The sequence below is a fragment of the Mycobacterium sp. ABE4_509 genome (assembly GCF_056160785.1).
The window spans coordinates 1-11,079 of record NZ_JBSWXU010000167.1; the positions used below are offsets into that span (position 1 = coordinate 1).

General features: G+C 68.4%; 14 protein-coding genes. 6 read left to right on the forward strand and 8 right to left on the reverse strand.

The window, feature by feature from the left end; translation table 11 throughout:
- The 4 genes from ACXAID_RS24405 to ACXAID_RS24420 all read left to right on the forward strand — a co-directional run.
- The coding region (locus tag ACXAID_RS24405; RefSeq protein WP_475024762.1) for a hypothetical protein at nt 1–198 on the forward strand (198 nt) is incomplete at its 5' end.
- 327 nt (nt 199–525) lie between these two features.
- A complete protein-coding gene (locus ACXAID_RS24410; RefSeq protein ID WP_475024763.1) occupies nt 526–1,206 on the forward strand; it encodes an SDR family oxidoreductase in 681 nt (226 codons plus the stop codon).
- 107 nt (nt 1,207–1,313) lie between these two features.
- Complete coding sequence (locus ACXAID_RS24415; protein WP_475024764.1) at nt 1,314–2,252, forward strand: LLM class F420-dependent oxidoreductase; 939 nt, start codon at nt 1,314–1,316, stop codon at nt 2,250–2,252.
- A gap of 97 nt (nt 2,253–2,349) precedes the next feature.
- Complete coding sequence (locus ACXAID_RS24420; RefSeq protein ID WP_475024765.1) at nt 2,350–3,723, forward strand: NAD(P)/FAD-dependent oxidoreductase; 1,374 nt, start codon at nt 2,350–2,352, stop codon at nt 3,721–3,723.
- Between the two features lie 16 nt (nt 3,724–3,739).
- Here ACXAID_RS24420 and ACXAID_RS24425 read toward each other — a convergent pair whose 3' ends face one another.
- The 8 genes from ACXAID_RS24425 to ACXAID_RS24460 form a co-directional block, all read right to left on the reverse strand.
- A complete protein-coding gene (locus ACXAID_RS24425) occupies nt 3,740–4,366 on the reverse strand; it encodes an urease accessory protein UreD (protein WP_475024766.1) in 627 nt (208 codons plus the stop codon).
- Nucleotides 4,367–5,047 (reverse strand): urease accessory protein UreG, encoded by a 681-nt coding sequence (gene ureG / locus ACXAID_RS24430; RefSeq protein WP_475024767.1) that lies wholly within the window; start codon nt 5,045–5,047, stop codon nt 4,367–4,369. It lies immediately after the preceding gene.
- Between the two features lie 24 nt (nt 5,048–5,071).
- Nucleotides 5,072–5,725, reverse strand: coding sequence for an urease accessory protein UreF (locus tag ACXAID_RS24435; RefSeq protein ID WP_475024768.1), 654 nt, complete (start codon nt 5,723–5,725; stop codon nt 5,072–5,074).
- Between the two features lie 8 nt (nt 5,726–5,733).
- The gene (locus ACXAID_RS24440) at nt 5,734–7,455 is read right to left on the reverse strand and encodes an urease subunit alpha (RefSeq protein ID WP_475024769.1); all 1,722 of its coding nucleotides are present in this window, start codon (nt 7,453–7,455) and stop codon (nt 5,734–5,736) included.
- On the reverse strand, nt 7,452–7,769 hold the full coding sequence (locus ACXAID_RS24445; protein ID WP_475024770.1) for an urease subunit beta: 318 nt from the start codon (nt 7,767–7,769) through the stop codon (nt 7,452–7,454). The genes ACXAID_RS24440 and ACXAID_RS24445 overlap by 4 nt, the downstream gene beginning before the upstream one ends.
- Before the next feature lie 75 nt (nt 7,770–7,844).
- A complete protein-coding gene (locus ACXAID_RS24450) occupies nt 7,845–8,147 on the reverse strand; it encodes an urease subunit gamma (protein WP_475024771.1) in 303 nt (100 codons plus the stop codon).
- A gap of 63 nt (nt 8,148–8,210) precedes the next feature.
- Entirely contained in the window at nt 8,211–8,621 is a 411-nt protein-coding gene (locus ACXAID_RS24455) for a PaaI family thioesterase (protein WP_475024772.1), read from the reverse strand.
- A gap of 208 nt (nt 8,622–8,829) precedes the next feature.
- Nucleotides 8,830–9,621, reverse strand: coding sequence for an iron reductase (locus ACXAID_RS24460; protein ID WP_475024773.1), 792 nt, complete (start codon nt 9,619–9,621; stop codon nt 8,830–8,832).
- Between the two features lie 246 nt (nt 9,622–9,867).
- Here ACXAID_RS24460 and ACXAID_RS24465 point away from each other — a divergent pair, with 246 nt between their 5' ends.
- Together ACXAID_RS24465 and ACXAID_RS24470 are read left to right on the forward strand one after the other, a co-directional pair.
- On the forward strand, nt 9,868–10,284 hold the full coding sequence (locus ACXAID_RS24465) for a BlaI/MecI/CopY family transcriptional regulator (protein ID WP_475024774.1): 417 nt from the start codon (nt 9,868–9,870) through the stop codon (nt 10,282–10,284).
- Nucleotides 10,285–10,298: 14 nt separating this feature from the next.
- The coding region (locus ACXAID_RS24470) for a M56 family metallopeptidase (protein WP_475024775.1) at nt 10,299–11,079 on the forward strand (781 nt) is incomplete at its 3' end.

The following is an 11,079-nucleotide window of genomic DNA, read 5'->3' on the forward strand; positions in this document are numbered from 1 at the left end:
GCCCTCGACGGCCGTATCCGGCGGCGGGGGCGGTGGTTCGGGCGCGGGCTGGGCCTGGGCGACCCCGGGCAGCATCAGAGCTGCCGCAGTGGCACCCGCCAGCGCCGCGAGCCCGAGAGACTTCGGGAGGCCCCTGCGTCGGTGGCGATGCTCGTCCGGCTGATCCATGTGCACGAAACTACATTGTCGCGCCCCTGACGCAAGTGAGAGTTGTGCAATAAATGCAGAGTTGAGACATTGCTGTGAACATTCAACGCCGTAATGGGGCTATTCTGGGAGGTTGCTGGCATGACGAAGCCCCCACGCGGGGCGCAGGGGTGTGTCCGATATCGCCGGCGCCGTCGGGGAGGTCGGCCCGCAATTGTGTGTCACCGATTGATCGCCCACGACCGGGGTGTCGTTACCCCGGCGGTTTCCGGCGCTCCCGGGGCCGCGGCGCGCCGAATTTCACCACCTAGCTACTGTCCAGTAACATCGACGGTGCTCGCTGGTGGTTCAGCGTTGAACACGACAGGAGGTCCGCCGATGGATGTGCTGATCACGGGGTGCGATACCGACCTCGGGCGCACGATCGCGCACAGCTTCTCCGGCGCCGGCCACGATGTGGTTCTCGCCGGTGCCCGTCGTGACGAGCTCGAGGTGCTCGCCAAGGAACTCGACATCGCCGACGCGAAGACCATCGTGTTCGACAACACCGACCCGGCAACGCTGGTCGCGGCACGCGAGCGCTTTCCCGCTCACCTCGACACGGTCGTCAACGTTCCGGCGCCCACCTGGCAGGCCGGCGACCCCCGCACGTACACGCTGGCCGACCACGCCGCCGAATGGCGCAACCACTTCGACACCAGCCTGGTATCGGCGATGCTGACCGTCCAGATCCTGGGCGACCATCTGCGTTCCGGCGGCTCGATCGTCACCGTGATCCCGGATCCCGCCCGGGAGGGCAGCTCCGGCGCAGCGGTGAAGGCCGCCATCTCCGAATGGACGGCGGGTCAGGCCCATCACTTCGGGACCCGGGGCATCACCGTCAACGCGGTCGCCGCCGGGCGCGGCGTCGAGCCCGGCTACGACGGCATGGGCGACACGACCCCCACGGTGAACGCCGAGATCGCCCGGCTGTCGCTGTTCCTGGCCACCCCGGCCGCCCGGCACATCACCGGCCAGACGCTGCACGTGAGCCACGGAGCGCTGGCCCACTTCGGCTGACCCGCCCACGGGCCCGGGTGAACAGCCCAGCCGCCCGCGGTATTCCGCGCTTCGCCCCCGGTGAAACCCACCTCGGTGGATGTCGCTGGTTGCGTAGGGTCGGAGAAGTGACGAAACTCGGACTTCAGATCAACAACTTCTCGTACGGCGCATCGGGTCAGGCTGACGTCGCCGACCTCTTCCCCACCGTCGTGGCGCAGGCCCAGGAGGCCGACGCCGCCGGGTTCGACTCCGTCTTCGTGATGGACCACTTCTATCAACTCCCCGGTATCGGGACCCCCGATCAGCCGATGCTCGAGGCTTACACCGCACTCGGCGCGCTGGCCGCAGTCACCGAAAACGTCTCGCTGGGCACGCTGGTGACAGGGAACACCTACCGCAACCCGACCCTGCTGGCCAAGAACATCACCACGCTCGACGTCATCAGCCAGGGCCGCGCGATCCTCGGCATCGGCACGGGCTGGTTCGAGCTCGAGCACGATCAGCTCGGCTACGAGTTCGGCACCTTCACCGACCGGTTCGACAAACTCGGTGAGGCGCTGCAGATCATCCTCCCGATGCTCGCGGGCGAACGGCCGACCTTCGGCGGCAAGTACTACCGCACCGAGGAGGCGATGGCCAATCCGCGCTTCCGCCAACATATTCCGCTGTTGATCGGTGGCAGCGGTGAGAAGAAGACCATCCCGTTGGCCGCCCGGCACTTCGACCATCTCAACGTCATCGCCGGATTCGACGAGCTGGCCCGCAAGCTCGAGGTGGTCGAGAAGAGCTGTGCGGCCATCGGCCGCGACCCGGCCACCCTGGAGACCAGCATGCTCGTCGGCGCCGTCGTCGGGGACGGCATCAGCCCAGACATGATCCCCGACGATTTCAAGCAGCGCATGGTCGTCGGCAGCGTCGAGCAGATCGCCGAACAGATCAAGACCAAGGTGCTCGACACCGGCATCGACGGAGTGGTCGTGTTCGTGCCGACCCAGACCGTCGGCTACCAGCCGGGGCAGATCACCGCGCTCGGCGAAGCGCTCAAACCACTCGTCTCCGGGTGAACACCTGGTGTGGTGGGGCGGCTCACCGCGCTAGCGGGAAGGTCGGCCACTAACCTAGAGGTTGTACGAGACGGGAAAACGTCCGCGAGGAGCAGCAATGAGCCATCCCGGTGCAACCGCATCCGATCGGCACAAGGTCGTCATCATCGGATCGGGGTTCGGCGGTTTGACCGCGGCCACCCAGCTCAAGAAGGCCGACGTCGACATCAAGCTGATTGCCCGCACCACCCATCATCTGTTCCAGCCGCTGCTGTACCAGGTCGCGACGGGCATCATCTCCGAAGGTGAGATCGCTCCCCCGACCAGGGTGATCCTGCGCGACCAGAAAAACGCGCAGGTGCTCCTCGGCGATGTGACCCGTATCGATCTGGAATCCAAGACGGTGCGTTCGGAGCTGCTCGGCCACACCTACGTCACCCCGTTCGACAGTCTCATCGTGGCGGCCGGCGCGGGACAGTCCTACTTCGGCAACGACCACTTCGCCGAGTTCGCGCCGGGCATGAAGTCGATCGATGACGCCCTCGAACTCCGTGGGCGCATCCTCGGCGCCTTCGAACAGGCCGAGCGGTCCAGTGATCCCGCGCGCCGGGAGAAGCTGCTGACCTTCGTCGTCGTCGGGGCCGGCCCCACCGGTGTCGAAATGGCCGGTCAGATCGCCGAACTGGCCGACCACACGCTCAAAGGGGCGTTCCGGCACATCGATTCGACCAAGGCCCGGGTCATCCTGCTCGACGCCGCCCCCGCCGTACTTCCCCCGATGGGCGAGAAACTCGGCAAGAAGGCCCAGGACCGACTGGAGAAGATGGGCGTCGAGATCCAGTTGAACGCGATGGTGACCGACGTCGACCGCAACGGCATCACCGTCAAGGATCCCGACGGAACCATGCGCCGCATCGAGGCGGCCTGCAAAGTCTGGTCGGCGGGGGTGTCGGCCAGCCCGCTGGGGCGTGATCTCGCCGAGCAGTCCGATGTCGAACTCGACCGCGCCGGGCGCGTCAAGGTGGAGCCCGACCTGTCGATTCCGGGTCACCCGAACGTTTTCGTCGTCGGTGACATGGCCTTCGTCGACGGCGTACCCGGGATGGCGCAGGGTGCGTTGCAGGGAGGCAAGTACGTCGCCAAGGCGATCGAGGCGGGGCTCAAGGGCGCCGACCCGGCTCAGCGTGAGCCGTTCAGCTACTTCGACAAGGGCTCGATGGCGACGGTGTCTCGCTTCAACGCGGTCGCCAAGGTCGGCAAGCTCGAATTCGGCGGCTTCATCGCCTGGCTGGCGTGGCTGGTCCTGCACCTGGTCTATCTGATCGGCTTCAAGAACAAGATCGTGACGCTGATGTCGTGGACGATGACGTTCCTGTCGACCAAACGTGGTCAGCTCACGATCACCGAGCAGCAGGCTTACGCCCGAACCCGGATCGAGGAACTCGAGGACATCGCCGCATCGGTGCAGGACACCGAGAAGGCGGCCAGCTAGCGGCTGGCCGGCTGCCTCAGAGCCGGTCGCCCTGCCAGGTGCTCAGGCAGCCTCCCCCGGCCAGTGCCAGCGTCACTCCCTCGGTGCTGACATCGGTTCGGGGATAGTGCAGTTCGCTCACGCAGGCCAGCGGCGCGGCGATCCCATCGTCGGCCACGGACCCGCTGCCGAGCTCCACCCGGTGCCGCAGCAGCGGTGTCCCGTCGACGTCGGCGTGCAGGGTTCCTGACCAGAAGCCTTCCCGCTCACCGGTTCTGCCGATCTGCACGCGTTCGCGCAATCGCACACTGCCGTGGTCGGACAGTGTGAGCCGGGTGGTGGACAGGTGCCGTGACGAGGCCGCGACGATCGTGGGTAGCGGGTCCAGGTCGAGGTCTCCGGCGACCTCGAGTGTCCACACCGCGTGCGATTCCGCGGTGGCCGCGCCGGGCAGGGCGACCGTTGCCGCTGCGGTCCGCACCTGCAGCCGTGCGCCCGGCTCCACCACGACCCGCAGGTGCATCGAGTCCCCGCCCAGCGGGGTGGCGGCTGCCGAGACCAGATGCACGGTGTCGCGACCGGTGCGGCGGGCCGCGACACCGCCGGCGCACTCGAGGTGGGGCGCCCGGTCACACCTGGCGACGATGACGACGGTCGAGCGCATCTACACGGCCTGCGCGACCCGCAGCTGCTCACGTACCCAGTCGAGTACCGCCGTGGCCGCCGGATCCTGGGTCAGCGAGATCAACGCGAAGGGGCGCTCACCGCGCACGGCCCGGGAGTCGCGCCGCATCACGTCGAGGTCGGCGCCCACCATGGGTGCCAGGTCGGTCTTGTTGATCACCAACAGGTCCGAGAACGTCACGCCGGGACCGCCCTTGCGGGGGACCTTGTCCCCGCCGGCCACGTCGATGACGAAGATCTGCACATCGACCAGGCCCGAGGAGAAGGTGGCCGTCAAATTGTCGCCGCCGGACTCCACCAGGATCAGGTCGAGCTGGTCGTGGGCGGCGATCAGGTCGTCGATGGCGTCCAGATTGGCGGTGATGTCGTCGCGGATGGCGGTGTGCGGGCAGCCGCCCGTCTGCACCGCGGCGATCCGGTCGTCGGGCAGAACGGCATTGCGGCGCAGGAAATCGGCGTCCTCGGTGGTGTAGATGTCGTTGGTCAGGACCGCCAGCGACAACTGGTCGCGCAGTTGCCGGCACAGCGCGGCGACCAGGGCCGTCTTGCCCGACCCGACGGGTCCGCCGACACCGATGCGCAGCGGCTCCCCCGGCCGGCGAACCCGGCGTGGCCGGTCGGCATGGTCATGGGGCTGGCCATCGAGGAAATGCGGTGGCAACGGGGGCTCCTTCTCTCGCGGATCTCACGAAGCGAACAGCGGGCGTTCGCGCTCCAGGTGTCGCTGGGCCAGAACGTCCAGCAGTGGATCGGACAGGTCGGCGAGGTCCTTGGTGGCCTCGGCGGCGGTGTGCTCACACAGTTGCGAGAACTCGAACGTCAACGCCGCGACGTCGCCGGGGTCGAGCGCGAGGAGCCGCTGTGCGGCGGTGGCCGAGCCGGTCATGGTGGTGTAGACGACCCACAGTGCGGTGTGTTCGGGTGCCAGTGTGGCTGCTGCCCCGACGGCTCCGGCGGCCACCGCCAGATGTGGTGTCCTGCCCAGGGCATCCCAGTTCTCCCGCGGCCAGACCCGGCGGGCCAGCCGGACCAGCCCCCGGCCCTGTGCCCGGGAGGCCTGTCTGGCCGCCGGGGCGGGTGTGCGGGCATCGGTCTCGGCGTCGCCGCTGCCACCGGCCGCCGCCGAGAGCCCGCCGGCGTGCACGGCTGCCGCGATCGAGGCGCTCACCAGTCCGGTTGTGCGTATCCGGCGCCGCAGGTAGGCCGCCAGCGTGGTCAGGTCGACGACCAGACCACTGGTCACCGCCTCCTCGACACCCCCGGAATGCACGTGACCGCCGGTCGGCAGCCGCGAGTCGGCCAGGGCGAGCAGCGCCGAGAAACCCGCGAGATCGGTCATCGAGACAATCAGAACAGGAAATAGCGCTGCGCCATGGGCAGTTCGGTGGCGGGCTGTTCCTGCCACACCTCGCCGTCGATGCGCACCGTGAACGTGTCCGGGTCAACCTCGATGACGGGTTGGGCGTCGTTGAGCGGCATCTGCGCCTTGCCGACATTGCGCACGTTGTTGACCGGCACCAGCCTGCGGTTGACCGCGATGCGGTCGGCCAGGCCGTCCTCGACCGCGTCGGGCGCGACGAAATGCACCGAGGTGTTCGCGGCGACGGCAGGGGCCGCTCCGAACATCGGCCGGGGCAGGACCGGCTGGGGAGTCGGGATCGAGGCGTTCGCGTCGCCCATCGCCGCCCAGGCGATCGTTCCGCCCTTGAGCACGGCATGGGGACGCACCCCGAAGAACGCGGGCTCCCACAGCACCAGATCGGCGAGCTTGCCGACCTCGACCGAGCCGATCTCGTGATCGAGTCCGTGGGCGACCGCCGGGCAGATCGTGTACTTGGCGACATAGCGCATCGCGCGGTTGTTATCGGCCGACCCGTCGCCGGGCAGCGCGCCGCGCCGGCGTTTCATCACGTGTGCGGTCTGCCAGGTGCGCATCACCACCTCGCCGATGCGGCCCATCGCCTGGGAGTCGCTGCCGATCATCGAGATGGCGCCGATGTCGTGCAGCAGATCCTCGGCGGCCATCGTCGAGGGCCGGATCCTGCTTTCGGCGAAGGAGAGATCCTCGGGAACGTTGGGGTTGAGGTGGTGGCACACCATCAACATGTCCAGATGCTCGTCGAGGGTGTTGACGGTGTGCGGTCGGGTCGGGTTGGTGGAACTCGGCAGCACGTTGGGGTGGCCTGCGACGGTGATGATGTCGGGCGCGTGCCCGCCACCGGCCCCCTCGGTGTGGTAGGTGTGGATGGACCGGCCCGCGATCGCGGCGAGGGTGTCTTCGACGAAACCCGCTTCGTTGAGCGTGTCGGTGTGCAGCGCCACCTGCACGCCGGCGGCGTCGGCGACGGTCAGGCAGGCATTGATGGCGGCCGGTGTCGATCCCCAATCCTCGTGCAGTTTGAAACCGGAAGCGCCGCCACGCAATTGCTCCCGCAACGCGTCTGCGCTGACGGTGTTTCCCTTACCCAGCAACGCGATGTTCATCGGCCAGGTGTCCGTCGATTCCAGCATCCGGGCGAGATGCCAGGCGCCCGGCGTCACGGTGGTGGCCTTGCTGCCTTCTGCCGGCCCGGTGCCGCCCCCGATCATCGTGGTGATTCCGCTGCCGATGGCCTCTTCCATCAGCTGTGGGCAGATGAGGTGCACGTGCGAGTCGATCGCGCCGGCGGTGAGGATCCGTCCGTTGCCGGCGATCACTTCGGTCGAGGGACCCACCACCAGGTCCGGATGCACGCCCGACATGATGTCGGGGTTGCCGGCCTTGCCGATCCCGCAGATTCGGCCGTCGCGGATGCCGACGTCGGCCTTGATGATTCCCCAGTAGTCGAGGACCACGACGCCGGTGATGATGGTGTCGGGTGCGCCGTCGGCGCGGGTGACACACGACTGGCCCATCGACTCGCGCAACACCTTGCCGCCCCCGAAGACCGCTTCGTCACCGGCGCGGCCGGGGCCGCCGCTGCGGTCCTCGGTGATCTCGATGAACAGGTCCGTGTCGGCGAGCCGGATGCGGTCGCCGGCGGTGGGTCCGAACAGGCCCGCGTAGCGGGATCGGGACAGCGCCGTCATTGCTGGTCATCCAATCTGCCTGGAGGGTCGAGGGTCAGGCCGTGCACCTCGCGGGCGCCGGTCAGCGGAACGAGGGTGACGCGCTGGGCCATCCCGGGCTCGAATCTGATCGCAGTGCCGGCGGGGATGTCGAAGCGGTAGCCCCGCGCCGCGGCCCGGTCGAACTCCAGTGCGCTGTTGGCCTGCGGGGCGTGGACGTGGCTGCCGACCTGCACCGGCCGGTCGCCGGTGTTGACGATGTCGAGTTCCAGTCGGGTGGCACCGGCGTTGATCTCGATGTCGCCGTCGCCGTAGACGATCTCACCAGGTATCACTGCTCACTCCTGCTCTTCATCGACGGCTCCTCGCCCGACGGGTCGTCGCTGCGCCGGCGTTCATGCCACCGCCCCTCACGGGATCGGGTCGTGGACGGTGACGAGCTTGGTGCCGTCCGGGAATGTCGCTTCGACCTGGACGTCGTGCAGCATCTCGGGCACACCGTCCATCACGTCGGCGCGGCCCAGAACCTCTCTGCCGCTGACCATCAATTCGGCGACGGTGCGGCCGTCGCGGGCTCCTTCGAGGATGTGATCGGTGATCACCGCGACGGCTTCGGGGTGGTTGAGTTTCAGCCCGCGTCCCTGACGGCGGCGCGCGAGTTCGGCTGCATACGAGATGAGCAGCCGTTCCTGCTCATGCGGGGTCAGACGCATAGTGGGCGATCCTGCCACGGCCGGGGGCACTCGGCAGCGCTACGCCGGGCGGGGTGTGCGGGCTCAGGCGTCGGGGATGTTCTGCAGCCGGACCTGACCGCGTGCGATGGTGCGACCGTCGTCGTCTGTGATCGTGATCAGCCACAACTGTTGCCGGCGGCCACGGTGGATGGGCGTGGATTCGGCGGTGACCGTCCCGGTGCCGATGGCGCGCAGGAAGTCGGTGTTGTTGTTGACACCGACGACGGTTCCGGTGCCGCCGCCGTTCTCGAGGAGCCAGACGTGGCCGGACACGCTGGCCACGCTTTCGACCACCGCGCAGTAGACGCCGCCGTGCACGATCCCACCGGGCTGGAGCAGCTTGTCGGTGATGGTCAGCGTTGCGCGCGCCCCGTCCGGGGTCACCTCGAGGTAGGTGAGGCCGAGCTCGGCGTCGAATCCGCCGCCGAGGCCGGTGGGAAGATCAGTCGTCACGGCTTGTGTCTACACGCAGGGCGGTTCGGGGTTGCGCCGGGGTGGACGGCCGCCGAGCGACCGGGCCGGAAATGAGGACGGGCCCCACGCGATGCGTGGGGCCCGTCCTGCGCATGGACCGGGGGTCTCTGCAGCCCTCAGAAACTCCGGCTCGGTCCGGTGGTTCGGGTGTCGTTCTCCGACTACGCCTAGCATAGGCAAGGCTTACCTAATTGAGCAAGACTTTCCCTGCCGCGGAAGTCGCCGATCGTGTCGTCCCGCGCACGGGCACGCCGAACCCGACGAGCGCGTCGAGCACCGCCTGGCCGCGCCGCATGCTGGTGACCTCGCTGGAACCGGACAGCAGCGGGATCTGGGTGGCCGCCCCGACCACCGCACCGCCGACGATGTGCCACATCGACGAGACCGACATCGCACCGTGACAGACCTCGGCGAGCTTGGCGAACAGCGGGGCCAGCGCGCGATGGCTGCGGTGGGCGATCCAGGTCGTCAATGCGGCTTCGCTGGGCAGTGCCACGATTCCGTGCTGACCCGGCCGGCCTGCGTCATACCTTGGCGGGTGGGCCCTGAAGTACGGATCGTCGGGCAGTGTCCGAAGGGTCGGATCAACGACGCCGACCCAGTCGATCGCACCCTCCGAGTCGACGTGCACCCAGAGGTTCTCCAGGCCGGTGTCCCAGGCCCGCCCCTCGAGCACCAGCAGCGGAATCACCCGGCCGACCACCACGTGGGCGAAGGTCGCCGCCAGTTGCTGGGCTACCGAGCCGGCACTGTCGGTCTCGGCGGCCCCCGCCTCGAACATGGTGCGCAGCCGGTCGGTCGTCACGATCTCGGCCAGTGGCCACCAGCGGCGCCGGGACAGGTCACCCATAACCGCGACGCCGTAGACCCGGGGGCACTCGGGGTAGAGCGCGCGGAGCCGGCGGCTCGATTCGTGAATGGGTAGCGCCCGCTTGATCGCCATGCTCGAGATGAGCGGATCGTCGACGAGGACCGTCATTGACACCTCCGACCGTGTGGAAGACTGACTTAGGTTAGCCTCACTGAATTAGGTTAGCCTTACTATAGCTACGGATCACAACACGGCTACCCCCTGTGATCGGACTCACAAATGTCGACTGAACAAGCGAATCGCGCAGCTCCGCCGCTCCCCAGGGGCTCGGCGCCAGCGAAGAGAATGGATACGACGCGCGGTAGTAATCGCGTAGTAAGCTTTGAGCTACAGCGCGTAGGAGATGAACCGAAGATGGCCAAGCTGACCCGGCTCGGGGACCTGGAACGGTCCGTGATGGACCACCTGTGGTCCGCACGCGAGCCGCAGACGGTTCGCCAGGTGCATGAGGCGCTGGCTGCCCACCGCGACCTGGCCTACACCACGATCATGACCGTGCTGCAGCGCCTGGCGAAGAAGAATCTGGTCGTCCAGCACCGCGACGACCGCGCCCACCGCTACGCCCCGACACACGGACGCGACGAACTGGTCGCCGGGCTGATGGTCGACGCCCTGGACCAGGCCGCCGACTCCGGCAGCCGCGAGGCCGCCCTGGTGTATTTCGTCGAGCGAGTCGGCGCGGACGAGGCCGATGCGCTGCGCCGCGCGCTGGCCGAGTTGGACGACAAGCACCGTCTCGACCCGCCCGCTGGCGGTCCGGGTACCGGCTGAGAGACACTTGCAGCGTGTCCGCGCTGGCCTTCACCATCGTCGCTCTGCTCCTGTCGGGGCCCGTGCCGGCGATGCTCTCCCGGGCCGCCTGGCCGATGCGTGCCCCGCGTGCGGCCATCGTGCTGTGGCAGTCGATCGCACTGGCAGCCGTTCTGAGCGCGTTCTCCGCCGGAATCGCGATCGCCAGCAGGCTGTTTCGACCCGGTCCCGACGGCCGCCCCACCGTGACCCTGGGCGGCGGAATCGACACCCTCGGCTGGCCGCTGTGGACGCTGCACGTCGTGGTGCTGGGCCTGACGCTGTTGATCGGTGCGCGGCTGAGCGCCTCGGTGCTCAACGTCGCCATCGCCACCAGACGCCGGCGCGCCCACCACCGCATGGTCGTCGATCTGTGTTCCTCCCGCGATGAGGCCGTCCCCCAGCTGCGCGGCCACTGCACCGCCCCGGTCACCGGCCACGGCCTGCGGATCCTGCACGTCGACGAGCCGCTGGCCTACTGCCTGCCCGGGGTACGCAGCCGCGTCGTCCTCAGTGAAGGCACCCTCAACGCCCTCTCCGGCAAAGAGATCGCCGCGATCCTGTCCCACGAGCGTGCCCATCTGCGGGCCCGCCACGACCTCGTCCTGGAGATGTTCACCGCCGTGCACGCCGCCTTCCCGCGGGTGGTGCGCAGCGGCAACGCGCTCTCGGCGGTCCGGCTGCTGATCGAACTGCTCGCCGACGACGCCGCGGTGCGCACCACCGGCCCGAGGCCGCTGGCCCGCGCGCTCGTCACGTGTGCATCGGGCCGCGCAC

Bases quoted from the DNA above. Each gene is read 5' to 3' on its own strand.
- ACXAID_RS24410 (WP_475024763.1), top strand. From the start codon at position 526: ATGGATGTGCTGATCACGGGGTGCGATACCGACCTCGGGCGCACGATC.
- ACXAID_RS24420 (WP_475024765.1), top strand. From the start codon at position 2,350: ATGAGCCATCCCGGTGCAACCGCATCCGATCGGCACAAGGTCGTCATC.
- ACXAID_RS24425 (WP_475024766.1), bottom strand. From the start codon at position 4,366: ATGCGCTCGACCGTCGTCATCGTCGCCAGGTGTGACCGGGCGCCCCAC.
- ACXAID_RS24435 (WP_475024768.1), bottom strand. From the start codon at position 5,725: ATGACCGATCTCGCGGGTTTCTCGGCGCTGCTCGCCCTGGCCGACTCG.
- ACXAID_RS24440 (WP_475024769.1), bottom strand. From the start codon at position 7,455: ATGACGGCGCTGTCCCGATCCCGCTACGCGGGCCTGTTCGGACCCACC.
- ACXAID_RS24450 (WP_475024771.1), bottom strand. From the start codon at position 8,147: ATGCGTCTGACCCCGCATGAGCAGGAACGGCTGCTCATCTCGTATGCA.
- ACXAID_RS24460 (WP_475024773.1), bottom strand. From the start codon at position 9,621: ATGACGGTCCTCGTCGACGATCCGCTCATCTCGAGCATGGCGATCAAG.
- ACXAID_RS24465 (WP_475024774.1), top strand. From the start codon at position 9,868: ATGGCCAAGCTGACCCGGCTCGGGGACCTGGAACGGTCCGTGATGGAC.